Origin of the sequence: Burkholderia ubonensis, assembly GCF_001718695.1 — a bacterium.
Taxonomy (GTDB): Bacteria; Pseudomonadota; Gammaproteobacteria; order Burkholderiales; family Burkholderiaceae; genus Burkholderia; species Burkholderia ubonensis_B.
In genome coordinates this window covers 1,872,956-1,890,717 of the sequence record NZ_CP013420.1, presented here as the reverse complement: position 1 = coordinate 1,890,717, position 17,762 = coordinate 1,872,956, and the positions used below count along the sequence as shown (strand labels likewise).

Genomic DNA, 17,762 nt, shown 5'->3' with positions numbered 1-17,762 from the left:
TTCCCCGGCCCGCGAGCGCCAGGTGCGCGACTGCCATGCGACGCCCGCGCCGTGCGTCAACCGCCCGGCGTCGGAAAGAAGATTCCGGCACGGCGCGCAGCATTCGTGATGTGCGTCTCGATCGCCGTGCCGGCGGCGTCCGGGTCGCGCGCGATCAGCGCGTCGACGATCGCGCGGTGCTCGTGCCACGTCGAGAACAGCAGCTCGCGCCGGTAGAACGGCATCCGCTGGCTTTCCTTCATGATGTCGGCGCTGCTGCGCAGGATCGATTCGATCGCCGCGTTGCCGGCCACGTTGACGATCCGCATGTGGAATTCGAAGTCGAGCTGCGACGCTTCGTCGAGCGCGTTCTCGGTCAGCGCGACGTGCAGCTCGGCGAGGTTGTCCTCGAACCATGCGATGTCGTCGTCGGTGACGACGCGCGCGGCCATCCGCGCGGCGAAGCCTTCGAGCGCATAGCGCATCTGGTAGGTGTCGGGCGGCGACGACTGCTCGGCGAAGCGCCACGCATGGCTGGTGCTCGCCTGCGCGCTTTCGACGTAGACGCCCTTGCCCGCGCGGATGCGCAGCATCCCGAGCGCCTCGAGGGTCGACAGCGCCTCGCGCAGCGACGCGCGGCTGATCTCCAGCTCCTCGGAAAGCTGGCGCTGGGCCGGCAGCAGGCTGCCGACCGGATACACGCCTGCCTCGATCCGGTCGCGGATCGTCGCGATGGCGGCGTCGGTCACGGTGTGCGGAACGTTCTTCATGATGCGAAAATGATGGCCGGTCTGACCGGCATTGTAATCCGCACACGCGCGGTGCACCGCCGGCCTACGGGAAAGTCACGATCCGGCCCGCGCTGCAGCCCCGCCGTAGCGGCCGGAAAGGGGCGGGAAATCCCTATTTTGTTCTTCCTTGACTCGACTATATCGGCTTCCTACTATCGTCCATAACATCACTGGTCTTACCAGTATGAACAGACGAAACTGCAACCGTTGGTTCGGGAGAGCGCCGTGTCGAAATTCCTCAATTCGCTGTTTGGCCGGGTAGTCGTCGCATTGATCCTCGGGGTTGCGCTAGGCGCGTTCTTCCCGCATTTCGCCGAGTCGCTGCGGCCGCTCGGCGACGGTTTCCTGAAGCTCATCAAGATGGTCATCGGCCCGATCGTGTTCTGCGTCGTGGTCAGCGGGATGGCCAATGCGGGCGACCTGAAGAAGGTCGGCCGGGTCGGCCTGAAGGCCGTCGTCTACTTCGAGGTGATGACCACGCTCGCGCTCGGCATCGGGCTCGTGCTCGCGTGGCTGACGCGCCCCGGCGTCGGCATGAACATCGACCTGCATTCGCTCGACGCGGCGTCGCTCGCGTCGTACGCGAAGAACGCCGAGAGCCTGAAGGACACGGCCGGCTACCTGATGAAGATCATCCCCGACACCGCGCTCGACGCGTTCGCGAAGGGCGACATCCTGCAGATCCTCGTGTTCGCGGTGCTGTTCGGCTCGGCGCTGTCGCTGCTCGGCGACAAGGGCAAGCGCGTCAACTCGCTGATCGAGGAGCTGTCGCACGTGTTCTTCCGCGTGATCGGCTTCATCATCAAGCTCGCGCCGCTCGGCGTGCTCGGCGCGATCGCGTTCACGACCGGCAAGTACGGCGTCGCGTCGCTCAAGCAGCTCGGCTACCTCGTCGCGGTGTTCTACCTGAGCTGCATCGTGTTCGTCACCGTGGTGCTCGGCATCGTGATGCGGTTCGCCGGCTTCTCCGTATTCAAGCTGATCCGCTACCTGCGCGAGGAGCTGTCGATCGTGCTCGGCACGGCGTCGTCGGACGCGGTGCTGCCGCAGGTGATGCGCAAGCTCGAATACCTGGGCATCAAGGACTCGACGGTCGGCCTCGTGATCCCGACCGGCTATTCGTTCAACCTCGACGGCTTCTCGATCTACCTGACGCTCGCGGTGCTGTTCATCGCGCAGGCGACCAACACGCCGCTGTCGACGCACGACCTGATCGTCGTGCTGCTGGTGTCGCTCGTCACGTCGAAGGGCGCGCACGGGATTCCCGGCTCGGCGATCGTGATCCTCGCGGCGACGCTGTCGGCGATTCCCGCGATTCCCGTGCTCGGCCTCGTGCTGATCCTGCCGGTCGACTGGTTCGTCGGCATCGCCCGCGCGCTGACCAACCTGATCGGCAACTGCGTCGCGACGGTCGTCGTCGCGGTGTGGGAGAACGATATCGACAAGGCGCGCGCGAAGCGCGTGCTCAACCGCGAACTGCGCTACGTGTCGGTCGAGGAGGAGGACGTCGCGGGCGGCGCGCCGCTTGCCGGCGACCAGGCCCACGCGATCTGAGCGCGCTTCGGCCCGCATTCCCGTCATGCCGCCGGCGCCTCGACGCGCCGGCGTTTCAGCCAGAATTGAGGAGACGACATGGCAGCCCCCGTTCTCGATCCGAACGCGCCGGCCTTCACGCGGCGCTACATGAACCTCGCCGATCCGCGCCTCGGTGCGAAGGCGCTCTACGCGAGCGACGAGTTCTTCGCGCCGAAGGAGCGCATGCTGAACCCGGAGCCGGCCGTGTTCATTCCCGGCAAGTACGACGATCACGGCAAGTGGATGGACGGCTGGGAGACGCGCCGCAAGCGCACGACCGGCCACGATTTCTGCGTGATCCGGCTCGCGCGGCCGGGCGTGATCCACGGCGTCGATCTCGATACCAGCCACTTCACCGGCAACTTCCCGCCGGCCGCGTCGATCGAAGGCTGCTTCGCCGACACGGACACGCCGCCCGACGGCGCCGAATGGCGCCCGATCGTGCCCGCGACGACGCTGCAGGGCAATAGCCACCACTACGTCGACGTGACCGATCCGCAGCCCTGCACGCACCTGCGCGTGAACCTGTACCCGGACGGCGGGCTCGCGCGGCTGCGCGTGTACGGCCAGCCGCAGCGCGACTGGAGCCGCGCGCCTCATGGCGAGCTGACCGACCTCGCTGCGGCCGAGCACGGCGGCTACGTGGTCGCCGCGAACAACCAGCACTTCGGCGCGGCGTCGCAGATGCTGATGCCGGGGCGCGGCGTGAACATGGGCGACGGCTGGGAAACCCGCCGCCGCCGGGAGCCGGGCAACGACTGGGCGATCGTCGCGCTCGCGCGGCCGGGCGTGATCCGCCGCGTCGAGGTCGACACCGCGTTCTTCAAGGGCAACTTCCCGGACCGCTGTTCGCTGCAGGCCGCCTACGTCGCGGGCGGCACCGACGAGTCGCTGGTCACGCAGGCGATGTTCTGGCCTGAACTGCTCGGCGAGCAGAAGCTGTCGATGGACCACGTCCACACGTTCGACCCGCTCGCGGCGCTCGGCCCGGTCACGCACGTGCGCTTCAACATCTTCCCGGACGGCGGCGTGTCGCGCCTGCGTCTGTGGGGCGAACCGGCCTGACGGAGGGGAAGGGCATGAGCGGACCGCACATCTTGCGCGTCGAGCGCCTGACCCGCGACGCGTTCGCGCCGTTCGGCGACGTGATCGCGCTCGACGGCGCCCGGCATTTTCCGATCAACGGCGGCACGACCGAGCGGTTCCACGACCTCGCGACGATCGACGTGTGCGAGGACGGCGGGCGCCCGCTCGTCAGCGTGTTCCGCGCGCAGCCGCGCACGCTGCCGATCGCGATCACGATGATGGAGCGCCATCCGCACGGCAGCCAGGCGTTCATTCCGCTCGCGGCGGTGTCGCGCTACGCGATCGTCGTCGCGCCGGCGGGCGTGTTCCGGCCGGACGCGATGCGCGCGTTCCTGGCGGAAGGCTGGCAGGGCGTGAACTACGCGAAGGGCGTCTGGCACCATCCGCTGCTCGCGCTCGACGCGGTGAGCGACTTCGTCGTCGTCGACCGCGGCGGCGCGCAGCCGAACTGCGACGAGATCCCGCTCGACGGCGTCTGGCGGCTCGAACTCGCGCCGGCCTGTGCAAGCGCGGCCTGACCGGCGCCGGAACGCGCCCCAAAAGACGACGGCCCGGCCGGCGCAATGCCGGGCGGGCCGTCTCGCGTGCGCGTGCGCGCGGATCAGTGCTTGCGGTGCGGGCAGTTCTCGGTCGTGCAGGAGCCGTACATCGCGAGCGAGTGCTCCTGGAGCTTGAAGCCGCGTTCCCGCGCGATCGACTGCTGGCGGCTCTCGATCTCCGCGTCGAAGAACTCCTCGACCCGGCCGCAGTCGAGGCACACGAGGTGGTCGTGGTGCGAGCCCTCGTTCAGCTCGAACACAGCCTTGCCGGACTCGAAGTTGCTGCGCGTCAGCAGGCCGGCCTGCTCGAACTGCGTCAGCACGCGGTAGACCGTCGCGAGCCCGATGTCGAGCTGCTCGTTGAGCAGGTTGCGGTAGACGTCTTCGGCCGTCAGGTGGCGGACGGGGCTTTGCTGGAAGATCTCGAGAATCTTGAGGCGCGGTAGGGTGGCCTTCAGCCCGATATTCTTGAGATCCGTCGGATTGGTCATGGCTAGGCATCCCTAGAGTACAATGCAGGGCTTCAATGTTACCGGCTTTTCGCCGTTCCAGAAACACGCGCGGCCTGCCAGGCGGGCCAGCACGGTGAGGGAAATGATTCCAGAATCTCTTTCGCACTTTCAGAGGAGCCGCATGCGGAGTGTCATCATCGCTGCCGCCGCCGTTGCCGCGCTGGCTGGTTGTTCGTCGTACGACAGCGTGACGCAGCGCATCGCGCAGCGCATCACGCCCTACCGGATCACGGTCGTGCAGGGTAACTTCGTGTCGCAGGAGAAGGCGTCGCAGCTGCAGACCGGGATGACGCGCGAGCAGGTGCGCGCGCTGCTCGGCACCCCGCTGCTCTCGGACATGTTCCACGCCGACCGCTGGGATTACCTGTTCTACTTCAAGCGCGGCTCGACGGCCGTCGTCCAGCAGCGCGATCTCGTCCTGACGTTCTCGGGCGACCGCCTCGCAAGCTGGACGGGCGCCGACAACCTGCCGTCGGAGCTCGACCTGCTGGCCGACATCGACGGCGACAAGCGCGGCAAGAAGGCGAAGCAGGCGGCCGCTGCTGCGAGCGGTGCGAGCGGCGCGAGCGCGGTGCAGGCGGCTGCCGCACCGGCGGCGGTCGTGGTGCCGGAAGCGGCGAGCGTCGGCGCCGTCGCCGACCAGGACGCGAACGCGCAAGCCGCGCGCGCGGCCAACCGCGCGACCAGCCAGGTGTCCGGGCAGGGCGGGTCCTCGCGGCGCTTCACGCCGTCCGCGCATGCGTCGGCCGGCGCGCCGGTGCCGGGCGGGCAGCCGCCGGGCGCGAACCCGACGATCCAGCCGCAGTTCCAGTTCCATCGCCCGCCGCAGCCGACCGTGTCGAACGAGGCCGCGCCGCCCGTCGGCCCGCAGGGGTCCGATGCGCTGCAGAATCAGCCCGTCACCGCGCCGGTGCAATAAGCGCGGCGCACGGAAACGGGGCGGCATGCGCCGCCCGCTCTTGACCCTCTCGTGTAGAAAGCCATGAAGATTGCGATTGCCGGGGCGTCGGGCCGCATGGGCCGGATGCTGATCGAAACCGTTCTCAACGATTCCGACGCGCAGCTCGTCGGCGCGCTCGACCGCGCCGGCTCGCCGCATCTCGGCCAGGACGCGGGCGCGTTCCTCGGCAGGGAAACCGGCATCCGGCTGACCGATGACATCGACGCCGTGTTCGCGCAGGCCGACTACCTGATCGATTTCACGCGTCCGGAAGGCACGATCGCGCACGTCGAGGCCGCGCTGCGCCACGACGTGAAGCTCGTGATCGGCACGACCGGCTTCACCGACGAGCAGAAGGCGACGTTGCGCGCCGCGTCGGACCGGATCGGCATCGTGTTCTCCGCGAACATGAGCGTCGGCGTGAACGTCACGCTGAAGCTGCTCGAATTCGCCGCGAAGCACTTCTCGCACGGCTACGACATCGAGATCATCGAGGCCCATCACCGTCACAAGGTCGATGCGCCGTCGGGCACCGCGCTGATGATGGGCGAAGCGGTCGCCGGCGCGCTCGGCCGCTCGCTCGACGACTGCGCGGTGTACGGCCGCCACGGCGTGACGGGCGAGCGCGATCCGTCGACGATCGGCTTCTCGGCGATCCGCGGCGGCGACATCGTCGGCGATCACACCGTGCTGTTCGCCGGGATCGGCGAGCGGATCGAGATCACTCACAAGTCGTCGAGCCGCGTGTCGTACGCGCAGGGCGCGCTGCGCGCGGTGCGCTTCCTGTCGGCGCGCGGCGCCGGCCTGTACGAGATGCAGGACGTGCTCGGCCTGCGCTGACGCGCGGCGGACACTCCGATGGCGATTCCCACCGGCGTCATCCACTACCTCGAAAGCGGCGATGCGGTCACGCACGCCGTCGCCTACGTGCTGGCGGCGATGTCCGTCGCCAGCTGGTGCTTCCTCGTCGTGAAGGCCTGGCTGCTGGTCCGTGCGAAGTGGCAGGGGCCGGGCGCGCTCGCCGCGTTCTGGCGGGCGCCGACGCTCGACGCGGGCATCGCGGCGCTCGCCGGCGCCGATCGCGAGCGCGTGTTCGTGCCGCTCGCCGAAGCCGCGCGCGACGCGGCCCACGACCATGACCCCGCCGCGCTGGCCGCGCGCGTCGAACGCAGCGAGCGGGTGCTGCGCGCGCTGCGCCATGCGATGCTGCGCTCGCAGCGGCGGCTCGAGTTCGGCCAGGTGCTGCTCGCGTCGATCGGCAGCACCGCGCCGTTCGTCGGGCTGCTCGGCACCGTCTGGGGCATCTATCACGCGCTCGGCAGCATCGCCGCGAGCGGGCAGGCGCAGATCGAGAGCGTCGCGGGGCCGGTCGGCGAGGCGCTGATCATGACCGCGTTCGGGCTCGTGGTCGCGATCCCGGCCGTGCTCGCATACAACATCCTCGGGCGGCTCGTGCGCCAGCTCGCCGAGGAGCTCGACGGCTTCGCGCGCGACCTGCACGTGTTCGTGTGCGCGCGACGCCTGACGCGCGCTTTCCGAAAAAGGGGCAACCATGGCATTCGGCGGACTGGAGCACCACAAGACGTCCGCGCCGATGGCGGAGATCAACATGACGCCGCTGATCGACGTGATGCTCGTGCTGCTCGTCATTTTCATCGTGACCGCGCCGCTGATGACGCATGCGATCCGGCTCGATTTGCCGAAGGTCGCGGCCGAAGCCGCGCGCGACACGCCGCAGGCCATCACGCTGTCGATCGACGACGCGGGCAAGCTCTATTGGGACGACACGCCGGTCGCGCTCGACGCGCTGCCGGCGCGGTTGCGCGCGGCCGCCGCGGCCGGCACGCCGCCCGAGCTGCGGCTGCGCGCGTCGCGCGCGACGCGCTATGACGTGATCGCGCAGGTGATGGGCGCGGCGCAAGCCGCGGGCCTCGCGCGGATCGGCTTCGTGACCGACCTGCCGCCGGCGGGCGCCGCCGCGCCCACCGCCGCGGGCGCGAAACCCTGAGCGGAGCGCGTCGCATGCACGCGCTCCGCACAAGAATGCATGCCGGCCCGCGACACCGGCCGTACCGGCCGTCACGGACGGTATAATCGTCGTTTCCGCCCGGTCGGCAGGGTTTCGCCGGGTAACCCGGAGCACCGCCGGGTTACCCGGCGAAGATCCGGCAACCACGATGCAGGCCCGCGACCCGTGTGCCTGCCGCCGCCGCCGGGCTGCCCGATTTCGTCCACTTCCGCGTGCCCGCCTGAATCGCGCGCCGCTTAAAGCCTAGTCCGAACCACACCATGCATGAGAGATACGTACCCGCCGACGTCGAAGCCGCCGCCCAGCGCGACTGGCGCGCAGCCGATGCTTACAAGACGAAGGAAGACTCGCAGAAGCCGAAGTTCTACTGCGTGTCGATGCTGCCCTACCCGTCCGGCAAGCTGCACATGGGTCACGTGCGCAACTACACGATCAACGACGTGATGTACCGGTATCTGCGGATGAACGGCTACAACACGCTGATGCCGATGGGCTGGGACGCGTTCGGGATGCCGGCCGAGAACGCCGCGATGGCGAACGGCGTGCCGCCCGCGAAGTGGACCTACGACAACATCGACTACATGAAGGGCCAGATGCAGTCGATGGGCCTCGCGATCGACTGGTCGCGCGAGATCGCGACCTGCAAGCCCGACTACTACAAGTGGAACCAGTGGCTGTTCCTGAAGATGCTCGAGAAGGGCATCGCGTACAAGAAGACGGGCACCGTGAACTGGGACCCGGTCGACCAGACCGTGCTCGCGAACGAGCAGGTGATCGACGGGCGCGGCTGGCGCTCGGGTGCGCTCGTCGAGAAGCGCGAGATCCCGATGTACTACCTGCGCATCACGCAGTACGCGGACGAGCTGCTGAACGACCTCGACGGCCTCGGCTGGCCGGAGCGCGTGAAGATCATGCAGCAGAACTGGATCGGCAAGAGCTTCGGCGTGAACTTCGGCTTCCCGTACGCGCTCGACGGCGAGCAGAGGCTGCTGCGCGTGTTCACGACGCGCGCCGACACGATCATGGGCGTGACGTTCTGCGCGATCGCGGCCGAGCACCCGCTCGCGACGCGTCTCGCGCAGGGCAAGCCGGAATTGCAGGCGTTCATCGATGAATGCAAGCGCGGCGGCGTCGCCGAGGTCGACATGGCGACGATGGAGAAGAAGGGCGTCCCGACCGGCTTCACGGTCACGCATCCGCTGACGGGCGAGCCGGTCGAGGTGTGGATCGGCAACTACGTGCTGATGAGCTACGGCGAAGGCGCGGTGATGGGCGTGCCCGCGCACGACGAGCGCGACTTCGCGTTCGCGAAGAAATACGACCTGCCGATCAAGCAGGTGATCGCGGCCGAAGGCCAGACGTACTCGCTCGACGCATGGCAGGAGTGGTACGGCGACAAGGAAGTCGCGGTCTGCATCAACAGCGGCAAGTACGATGGCCTTTGCGCATGGCGCGGCGGTCGACGCGATCGCGGCCGACCTGAAGGCCGGCGGCTTCGGCGACAAGCAGGTCACGTGGCGCCTGCGCGACTGGGGCGTGTCGCGCCAGCGCTACTGGGGCACGCCGATCCCGATCATCCACTGCCCGTCGTGCGGCGACGTGCCGGTGCCGGAGCAGGACCTGCCGGTCGTGCTGCCGGAAGACCTCGTGCCGGACGGCTCGGGCAACCCGCTCGCGAAGTCGGAAGCGTTCCTGAACTGCACGTGCCCGAAGTGCGGCGCGGCCGCGAAGCGCGAGACCGACACGATGGACACCTTCGTCGATTCGTCGTGGTACTTCTCGCGCTACACGGCGCCGGATGCCGACACGATGGTCGACGCGCGCACCGATTACTGGATGCCGATGGACCAGTACATCGGCGGCATCGAGCACGCGATCCTGCACCTGCTGTACTCGCGCTTCTGGACCAAGGTGATGCGCGACCTCGGCCTCGTGAAGTTCGGCGAGCCGGCGAAGAACCTGCTGACGCAGGGCATGGTGCTGAACGAGACGTTCTACCGCGAGGACGCGTCCGGCAAGAAGACCTGGTACAACCCGGCCGACGTGACCGTCTCGTTCGACGAGAAGGGCCGCCCGGTCGGCGCGACGCTGAACGCCGACGGCCAGCCGGTCGTGCTCGGCGGCATCGAGAAGATGTCGAAGTCGAAGAACAACGGCGTCGATCCGCAGGTGCTGATCGACCAGTACGGCGCGGACACCGCGCGCCTGTTCACGATGTTCGCCGCGCCGCCCGAGCAGCAGCTCGAGTGGTCGGGCTCGGGCGTCGAGGGCGCGAGCCGCTTCCTGCGCCGCGTATGGAGCTTCGGCGCCGCGAACCGCGAAGCGCTCGCGGAGCGCGCGGCGTTCGACGCGGCCAGGCTCGGCGACGCCGACAAGGCGCTGCGCCGCGAGATCTACGGCGTGCTGAAGCAGGCCGACTTCGACTATCAGCGCCTGCAGTACAACACGGTCGTGTCGGCGACGATGAAGATGCTCAACGCGATCGACGGCGCGAAGGGCGCGACGCCCGCCGTGCTGCGCGAAGTGTACGGCGTGCTGCTGCGCGTGCTGTACCCGGTCGTGCCGCACATCACGTTCGAGCTGTGGAAGACGCTCGGCTATGCGGACGAATTCGGCCCGCTGCTCGACGCGCCGTGGCCGAAGGTCGACGAGGCCGCGCTCGAGCAGGCCGAGATCGAACTCGTGCTGCAGGTGAACGGCAAGGTGCGCGGTGCGCTGAAGGTCGCGAAGGACGCGAGCCGCGAGGCCATCGAGGCCGCGGCGGTTGCCGACGAGGCGTTCGCGAAGTTCGGCGAGGGCAAGCCGGCGAAGAAGATCGTCGTCGTGCCGGGCCGCCTCGTGAACATCGTCGTCTGAGGGCCGGAAGGCCCTCGGCGAATTCTGAAGGAGCGAAGGTGATCCGCAGATCGTTTTTGATGCTCGTCGGCAGCGCGGTCATGCTGTCGGCATGCGGTTTCCAGTTGCGGGGCCAGCAGGACTACGCGTTCAAGCACCTGCTGATCGCCGGCGCGCCGGCGCCCGTCGAGGCGCGGCTCACGCGCCTCGTCGAGGCCGGCAGCGACACGAAGATCGTCAAGGTGCCGGACGACGCGGACGCGGTGCTGCGCATGTCGGAATCGCGCGGGCAAGGCACGCTGACGCTGAACCAGTACGGCTCGGTCGCGGAATACGTGCTCAACTATTCGCTCGGCTACACGCTGACGAGCAAGGACGGCACGGTGCTGATTCCGCCGAGCGTGATCGCGCTGAACCGCGCGATGACGTACAGCGACCAGTACACGAACGCGAAGGCGCAGGAAGCCGATATTCTCTTCGGCGACATGCAGCGGGACGCGGTCGACCAGCTGATGCGCCGTCTCGCGATCGTGCATTCGCTGAATCCAGCGCCGGAGGACGTGGTGCCGGGCGTCGCACCGCGCGCGCCGCTGCCGCCGCCGCCGCTGTGAAACGCGGGGCGCACGAACCGATGCAACTGCGACTAGACGCGTTGGAGCCGCACCTCGCGAAGGGGCTGGCCGGGCTCTATACCGTATTCGGCGACGAGCCGCTGCTCGCGCAGGAAGCGTGCGACCGGATCCGCGCCGCCGCGCGCGCGGCCGGCTTCACCGAGCGCTCGGTGCACACGGTCGAGCGCGGCTTCGACTGGAGCCTGCTGCTCGGCGCGACCCAGGCGATGTCGCTGTTCGGCGAGCGCCAGCTGATCGAGCTGCGCATTCCGTCGGGCAAGCCCGGCAAGGAAGGCGCCGACGCGCTGAAGGCGCTCGCCGCCGCGAACAATCCGGATGCGCTGGTGCTCGTCACGCTGCCGCGCCTCGATGCGGCGACGCAGAAATCTGCGTGGTTCACCGCGCTCCTGAACGGTGGCGTCGCGCTGAAGATCGATCCGGTCGACCGCGCGCAGCTGCCGAACTGGATCGGCCAGCGCCTCGCGATGCAGGGCCAGCGCGTCGCGGCCGGCGACGATGGCCGGCGCGCGCTGCAGTTCATCGCGGAGCGCGTCGAGGGCAACCTGCTCGCCGCGCACCAGGAAATCCAGAAGCTCGGCCTGCTGTATCCGCAGGGCGCGCTGTCGTTCGAGCAGGTGCACGACGCGGTGCTGAACGTCGCCCGCTACGACGTCTTCAAGCTGAACGAGGCGATGCTCGCCGGCGACGCCGCGCGGCTCGCGCGGATGATCGACGGCCTGAAGGGCGAGGGCGAGGCGATCGTGCTCGTGATGTGGGCGGTCGTCGAGGAGCTGCGCACGCTGCTGCGGATCAAGCGCGGCGTTCGCGGCCGGCAAGCCGCTCGCGACGCTGCTGCGCGAGAACCGCGTATGGGGGCCGCGCGAGCGGCTGGTCGGCCCCGCGCTCGGCCGCGTGACCGAAGCCGCGCTCGAGAAGGCGCTGGCGTTCGCCGCGCGCCTCGACCGGCAGGTCAAGGGCCTGTCCGCGGTGACGCCGGGCCGGCGCACGCAGGACGAACCGCCGCCCGATCCGTGGGACGGCCTGTTCCAGCTCGCGATGACGGTCGCGCTCGCGCAGGGCGCGCAAGGCGAGCGACCGCCGACCGCGGGTCGCGGCGTGCGGCGCTAAGTCCCGCCTGCGGCGCCAGCGCGCCGCCCGCAACCCGCTTACAATTGCTTCGACAGCCGGCGCGGCCGATGCCGCCGCGTCGCGCCTTTCCCGACGAATTCATGCCGCGTTGCGCGGCCCGCTTTTCGAGTCACACGATGGATATCGACCAGTACATGACGGACCTGGGTCGCCGCGCCCGGCAGGCTTCCCGCGCGATGGCGCGCGCCAGCACGGCGGCGAAGAACGCGGCGCTCGATGCGGTCGCCCGTGCGATCGAGCGCGATGCGCAGGCACTGAAGGACGCGAACGCGCGCGACGTCGCGCGGGCCCGTGACAAGGGGCACGATGCGGCGTTCATCGATCGCCTGACGCTGTCCGACAAGGCGCTGAAGACGATGGTCGAAGGCCTGCGCCAGGTCGCGTCGCTCGCCGATCCGATCGGCGAGATCGGCAACCTCAAGTTCCGCCCGAGCGGGATCCAGGTTGGCCAGATGCGCGTGCCGCTCGGCGTGATCGGCATCATCTACGAATCGCGCCCGAACGTGACGATCGACGCGGCGGCGCTGTGCCTGAAGTCCGGCAACGCGACGATCCTGCGCGGCGGCTCCGAGGCGCTCGAATCGAATGCGGCGCTCGCGAAGCTGATCGGCGAAGGGCTCGCGTCGGCGGGCCTGCCGCAGGACGCGGTGCAGGTCGTCGAAACCGCCGATCGCGCGGCGGTCGGCAAGCTGATCACGATGGCCGAATACGTCGACGTGATCGTGCCGCGCGGCGGCAAGAGCCTGATCGAGCGCCTGATCAACGAGGCGCGCGTGCCGATGATCAAGCACCTCGACGGCATCTGCCACGTCTACGTCGACGATCGCGCGGACCTGGACAAGGCGCTCACCGTCTGCGACAACGCGAAGACGCACCGCTACGGCACGTGCAACACGATGGAGACGCTGCTCGTCGCGAGCGGCGTCGCGCAAGCCGTGCTGCCGCCGCTCGGCCGCCTGTATCGCGAGAAGAGCGTCGAGCTGCGCGTCGATGCGGCCGCGCGCGCGGTGCTCGCCGACGCCGGCGTCGGCCCGCTCGTCGATGCGACCGAGGAAGACTGGCACACCGAATACCTCGCGCCGGTGCTCGCGATCAAGGTCGTCGACGGCCTCGACGCCGCGATCGAGCACGTCAACCATTACGGCTCGCACCACACGGACGCGATCGTCACCGAGGATCACGACCGCGCGATGCGCTTCCTGCGCGAAGTCGATTCGGCGAGCGTGATGGTCAACGCGTCGACGCGCTTCGCCGACGGCTTCGAATTCGGCCTCGGCGCGGAGATCGGCATCTCGAACGACAAGCTGCATGCGCGCGGGCCGGTCGGTCTCGAAGGGCTGACGTCGCTGAAGTACGTCGTGCTCGGGCACGGCGAGGGCCGTCAGTAACGCGAGGCGCGCAACCGATGGCAATGCTCTGGGTCAAGACGTTCCATATCGTACTGATCGCATCGTGGTTCGCGGGGCTGTTCTACCTGCCGCGCATCTACGTGAACCTCGCGATGGAAACCGATCCCGCCGCGATTCGCCGGCTGCTCGTGATGGCGCGCAAGCTGTTCCGCTTCATGACGCTCATCGCGGTTCCGGCGCTCGCGTGCGGCATGTGGCTGTGGCTCGCGGTCGGCATCGGCCAGGGGCAGGGCTGGGTGCACGCGAAGGTCGCGGTCGTGCTGCTGCTGATCGTCTATCACGCGTATTGCGGCCACCTGCTGAAGGTGTTCGAGCGCGGCGAGAACCGCCGCTCCGACCGGTGGTATCGCGTGTTCAACGAGCTGCCGGTGCTCGGGATGCTCGCGGCGGTCGCGCTCGCGGTCATCAAGCCGTTCTGATTTCGTCGTTCCCGCCCGCAATGGACAAACGGCGCTCTTCGGGGCGCCGTTTGTCGTTTACACGTTCCGCGCGGACGAGCGTGCCTACTCCTTCGCGTTCGCGTCGATCCGGCGGCGCGTGATCGCTTCCTTCGCGCGGCCGACCCGTTCCATCAGCGCGGGCCCGCGCGACAGCGCGACGCCGACCGCGAGGATGTCGCCGATCGCGAGGTGCGACATCCGCGACGTCATCGGCGAGAACACGTCGGTTTCCTCCGCGACGTTCGACGCGAGGTTCACCGTCGCCAGCTTCGCGAGCGGCGAGTGGCTTTGCGTGATCGCGACGACTTTCGCGCCGCACGCGAGCGCCGCGCGCGCGGCCTCGACGATGTCGCGCGTGCGGCCGGTGTTCGAGATCGCGACGACGACGTCCTGCGGGCCGAGCAGCGCCGACGACATCGAGAACGTGTGCGGATCCGAATACGCGACGCTCGGCACGCCGAGCCGGAAGAACTTGTGCTGGATGTCCTGCGCGGCGATGCCCGAGCCGCCCGCGCCGTAGAACTCGATGCGCGACGCGTTCGACAGCAGCGCGATCGCATCGGCGACGCTGCCCGCCGACAGGCTGTTGCGCACCTCGATCAGCGCGCCGATCGTGCGGTCGAACACCTTGCCGATGATGCCCGGCGCGGGCTCGTTAGGCTCGACGTCGCGGTAGACCGACGACACGCCCGGCGCGACGCTCTGCGCGAGCCGGATCTTGAACTCGCGAAAGCCGCTGCAGCCGAGCGCCTGGCAGAAGCGCGCGATCGTCGGCTGGCTGACGCCGGCGCGCGCGGACAGCTCGGTCATCGCGAGGTCGAGCACCTCGCGCGGCGCGGCGAGGATGTAGTCGGCGAGCTTGCGCTCGGACGGGCGCAGTTCGGGGCGGATCGCTTCGATGCGGGGCAGCATGGGACGGCAGGTAGGTGGAAATCGGGTTCGGATGGTGAGTGTATCGCAATCGAATTGTAGAAAATCTACATCAAAATGCTAGCTCGAATTGATGGGTTTGCTGGAGGGTTTGAGGGGCGAGATTAGGGTTTTCACTAGGTATTGCCTTGGCTGTAGCGGGAATGCGGGTTTCGGGTATGCCAATCCACATTGCGTGCATGTAGTTTTTCTACTAGACTGGCTGCGTTCAGTCGTTGCATTCGACCGTCCCCACGATTCCAACCGCCGGTGTCGGCCGGCATACAGGAGCGCCCAGCATGACCTCGCTGCATCCCACCCTGGCGAAAGTCACCGAACGCGTGATCGCGCGCAGCCAGTCGACCCGTTCCGCTTACCTGAAGCGCATCGACGGCGCGCAGGGCCGGTTCCCCGCACGCGGCGCGCTGTCGTGCGCGAACCTCGCACACGGTTTCGCGGGCCTCGAAGGCAACGACAAGTTCGAGATCAAGGCGATCAAGCAACCGAACATCGGCATCGTGTCCTCGTACAACGAGATGCTGTCCGCGCACGCGCCGTACAAGGATTTCCCGGACATCATCAAGGCGGCCGCGCGCGCGAACGGCGGCGTCGCGCAGTTCGCGGGCGGCGTGCCGGCGATGTGCGACGGGGTCACGCAGGGCAACCCGGGGATGGAGCTGTCGCTGTTCTCGCGCGAGGCGATCGCGATGGGCACCGCGATCGCGCTCACGCACAACATGTTCGACGCGGCGCTGTGCCTCGGCATCTGCGACAAGATCGTGCCGGGCCTGCTGATCGGCGCGCTGCAGTTCGGCCACCTGCCGACGATCTTCGTGCCGGCCGGCCCGATGACGAGCGGCCTGTCCAACGACGACAAGGCGAGGATCCGCCAGCAGTTCGCGACCGGCCAGGTCGGCCGCGACGCGCTGCTCGAGGCCGAGTCGGCCGCATACCACGGCCACGGCACCTGCACGTTCTACGGCACCGCGAACAGCAACCAGATGCTGATGGAGCTGATGGGCCTGCACCTGCCGGGCTCGGCGTTCGTCCATCCGCACACGCCGCTGCGCGACGCGCTGACGGCCGAGGCCGCGCGCCGCGTGCTCGACCTGACCGTCGAGCGCGGCCACTACACGCCGATCGGCCACGTGATCGACGAGAAGGCGATCGTCAACGGCATCGTCGCGCTGCTCGCGACGGGCGGCTCCACCAACCACACGCTGCACCTCGTCGCGATCGCGCGCGCGGCCGGCATCCTGATCGACTGGGACGACTTCGACGAGCTGTCGGGCGCGGTGCCGCTGCTCGCGAAGATCTATCCGAACGGCAAGGCCGACGTGAACCATTTCCACGCGGCGGGCGGCATCGCGTTCCTGGTGCGCAACCTGCTCGAAGGCGGGCTGCTGCATGAGGACGTGACGACCGTTGCCGGCCGTGGCCTGTCGCACTACACGAAGGAGCCGAGGCTGATCGACGGCAAGCTGACGTGGGTCGACGGCGCGGCCGAGAGCCACGACACGAAGGTGCTGCGCCCGATCGGCGAGCCGTTCCAGCCGGACGGCGGGCTGCGCCTGATGCAGGGCCGCCTCGGCCGCGGCGTGATCAAGATTTCGGCGGTCGCGCCGGAGCACCGCAAGGTGCAAGCACCCGCGATCGTGTTCGATTCGCAGGAGGCCGTGCAGGAAGCGTTCGACCGCGGCGAGCTGAAGCGCGACTTCGTCGCGGTGGTGCGCTTCCAGGGGGCGCGCGCGAACGGGATGCCCGAGCTGCACCGTTTGACGCCGCTGCTCGGCGTGCTGCAGGATCAGGGCTTCCATGTCGCGCTCGTCACCGACGGCCGCATGTCCGGTGCGTCGGGCAAGGTGCCGGCGGTGATCCACGTATCGCCGGAAGCGCTGCTGAACGGCCCGCTCGGCAAGGTGAAGACGGGCGACACGATCGTGATCGACGCCGAGGCCGGCGTGCTCGACATCGTGGTCGACGACGCCGAATGGCAGGCGCGCCCGGTCGCGCAGCCGCTGCACCAGGCGGACAACGAGGTGGGCTTCGGGCGCGAGCTGTTCGGCGTGTTCCGCGCGGCGGCCGCGCCGGCGGAGCAGGGCGCATCGGTTTTCGGGGCGCTGGTCGGCGAAGCGGCCGCCCGCGTCACCGCGTAACTTCGAGATTCAAGGAGAGGCATCGATGAAGACGATTGGCGAAATCGTGAAGCTGGGCCCGGTGATTCCGGTGCTCGCATTCGACTCGGTCGAGCAGGGCGAACAGGTGTCGCGCGCGCTGCACGCGGGCGGCGTGAAGGTGCTCGAGATCACGCTGCGCACCGCGGCGGGCCTCGCGGCGATCGAACGCGCGAGCCAGCTCGCGGACGACATCGTCGTCGGCGTCGGCACGATCACGAAGCCCGAGCATTGCGCGCAGGCGAAGAAGGCCGGCGCGCAGTTCGGCGTGTCGCCGGGCCTGACGAAGGACCTGCACCTTGCCGCGCTCGACGCCGGCCTGCCGCTGCTGCCGGGCGTGATGACGCCGAGCGACATCATCCAGGCGCTCGAATTCGGCTACGAGATCGTCAAGTTCTTCCCGGCCCAGCAGGCGGGCGGCGTGCCGATGCTGCAGGCGTTCCACGGCCCGTTTCCCGCGCTGAAGTTCTGTCCGACGGGCGGCATCACGGTCGACACCGCGCCGAATTTCCTCAAGCTGCCGAACGTCGTGTGCGTCGGCGGCTCGTGGCTGACCCCGAAGGCGGCGCTCGCCGCGCAGGACTGGGCGGAAGTCACGCGCCTCGCGCAAGCCGCCAGCCTGCTCCCCCGCTGAACTTGTACGAAATGGCAGATTCACCTCGGTCGAACAGCGCTTAGTGCTTGTTTTGCCGAGGGTTTTTGCTGATGGAACCGGTTCTATCGCTCGGCGTTAAAGATAAGTAAAATTCAGCGTCCTGACGGCGGGGGGCCACCCCGCCATTTC

General features: G+C 68.7%; 13 protein-coding genes and 4 pseudogenes. 14 read left to right on the top strand and 3 right to left on the bottom strand.

What is annotated here, in order from left to right:
- Positions 1 to 56 precede the first annotated feature (56 nt).
- Positions 57 to 781 (bottom strand): annotated as a pseudogene (locus WJ35_RS08630) (FadR/GntR family transcriptional regulator).
- A gap of 214 nt (positions 782 to 995) precedes the next feature.
- On the opposite strand from WJ35_RS08630, the gene WJ35_RS08625 reads away from it, so the two are divergent.
- The 3 genes from WJ35_RS08625 (at position 996) to WJ35_RS08615 (ending at position 3,949) form a co-directional block, all read left to right on the top strand.
- Positions 996 to 2,324, top strand: a complete 1,329-nt coding sequence (locus tag WJ35_RS08625; protein WP_059533504.1) for a C4-dicarboxylate transporter DctA — start codon at positions 996 to 998, stop codon at positions 2,322 to 2,324.
- 78 nt (positions 2,325 to 2,402) lie between these two features.
- Positions 2,403 to 3,410 (top strand): allantoicase, encoded by a 1,008-nt coding sequence (alc, locus tag WJ35_RS08620; protein WP_060236267.1) that lies wholly within the window; start codon positions 2,403 to 2,405, stop codon positions 3,408 to 3,410.
- Between the two features lie 14 nt (positions 3,411 to 3,424).
- Entirely contained in the window at positions 3,425 to 3,949 is a 525-nt protein-coding gene (locus WJ35_RS08615; protein ID WP_060236372.1) for an ureidoglycolate lyase, read from the top strand.
- Between the two features lie 83 nt (positions 3,950 to 4,032).
- Here WJ35_RS08615 and fur read toward each other — a convergent pair whose 3' ends face one another.
- Positions 4,033 to 4,461, bottom strand: coding sequence for a ferric iron uptake transcriptional regulator (gene fur / locus WJ35_RS08610; RefSeq protein ID WP_010091326.1), 429 nt, complete (start codon positions 4,459 to 4,461; stop codon positions 4,033 to 4,035).
- Between the two features lie 142 nt (positions 4,462 to 4,603).
- On the opposite strand from fur, the gene WJ35_RS08605 reads away from it, so the two are divergent.
- The 9 genes and pseudogenes from WJ35_RS08605 to WJ35_RS08570 all read left to right on the top strand — a co-directional run bounded on the left by WJ35_RS08605 (position 4,604) and on the right by WJ35_RS08570 (position 13,874).
- The gene (locus WJ35_RS08605) at positions 4,604 to 5,401 is read left to right on the top strand and encodes an outer membrane protein assembly factor BamE (protein ID WP_060236266.1); all 798 of its coding nucleotides are present in this window, start codon (positions 4,604 to 4,606) and stop codon (positions 5,399 to 5,401) included.
- A 63-nt stretch (positions 5,402 to 5,464) separates the two neighbouring features.
- Positions 5,465 to 6,262, top strand: a complete 798-nt coding sequence (gene dapB / locus WJ35_RS08600; protein ID WP_010091328.1) for a 4-hydroxy-tetrahydrodipicolinate reductase — start codon at positions 5,465 to 5,467, stop codon at positions 6,260 to 6,262.
- A gap of 18 nt (positions 6,263 to 6,280) precedes the next feature.
- Positions 6,281 to 6,934: pseudogene (locus WJ35_RS29760) on the top strand (MotA/TolQ/ExbB proton channel family protein); the annotation flags it as partial.
- Between the two features lie 40 nt (positions 6,935 to 6,974).
- Positions 6,975 to 7,430 (top strand): ExbD/TolR family protein, encoded by a 456-nt coding sequence (locus WJ35_RS08590; RefSeq protein WP_069239041.1) that lies wholly within the window; start codon positions 6,975 to 6,977, stop codon positions 7,428 to 7,430.
- Between the two features lie 281 nt (positions 7,431 to 7,711).
- Positions 7,712 to 10,307 (top strand): annotated as a pseudogene (gene leuS / locus WJ35_RS08585) (leucine--tRNA ligase).
- Between the two features lie 38 nt (positions 10,308 to 10,345).
- On the top strand, positions 10,346 to 10,897 hold the full coding sequence (lptE, locus tag WJ35_RS08580; RefSeq protein ID WP_059629939.1) for an LPS assembly lipoprotein LptE: 552 nt from the start codon (positions 10,346 to 10,348) through the stop codon (positions 10,895 to 10,897).
- Between the two features lie 20 nt (positions 10,898 to 10,917).
- Positions 10,918 to 12,025, top strand: a pseudogene (gene holA / locus WJ35_RS29755) (DNA polymerase III subunit delta).
- Positions 12,026 to 12,162: 137 nt separating this feature from the next.
- Positions 12,163 to 13,434, top strand: coding sequence for a glutamate-5-semialdehyde dehydrogenase (locus WJ35_RS08575; RefSeq protein WP_060236370.1), 1,272 nt, complete (start codon positions 12,163 to 12,165; stop codon positions 13,432 to 13,434).
- A 17-nt stretch (positions 13,435 to 13,451) separates the two neighbouring features.
- Entirely contained in the window at positions 13,452 to 13,874 is a 423-nt protein-coding gene (locus tag WJ35_RS08570) for a CopD family protein (RefSeq protein ID WP_010091334.1), read from the top strand.
- Between the two features lie 84 nt (positions 13,875 to 13,958).
- Here WJ35_RS08570 and WJ35_RS08565 read toward each other — a convergent pair whose 3' ends face one another.
- Positions 13,959 to 14,807 carry a MurR/RpiR family transcriptional regulator gene (locus WJ35_RS08565; protein ID WP_060236257.1) on the bottom strand — a complete coding sequence of 283 codons (849 nt, stop codon included), beginning with the start codon at positions 14,805 to 14,807 and terminating at the stop codon, positions 13,959 to 13,961.
- A 296-nt stretch (positions 14,808 to 15,103) separates the two neighbouring features.
- Between WJ35_RS08565 and edd the strand changes: the two genes are divergently transcribed.
- Both edd and eda read left to right on the top strand, forming a co-directional pair.
- Positions 15,104 to 16,960, top strand: coding sequence for a phosphogluconate dehydratase (gene edd, locus WJ35_RS08560; protein WP_060236255.1), 1,857 nt, complete (start codon positions 15,104 to 15,106; stop codon positions 16,958 to 16,960).
- A gap of 25 nt (positions 16,961 to 16,985) precedes the next feature.
- Positions 16,986 to 17,612 carry a bifunctional 4-hydroxy-2-oxoglutarate aldolase/2-dehydro-3-deoxy-phosphogluconate aldolase gene (gene eda / locus WJ35_RS08555; protein WP_010091337.1) on the top strand — a complete coding sequence of 209 codons (627 nt, stop codon included), beginning with the start codon at positions 16,986 to 16,988 and terminating at the stop codon, positions 17,610 to 17,612.
- Positions 17,613 to 17,762: the final 150 nt, after the last annotated feature.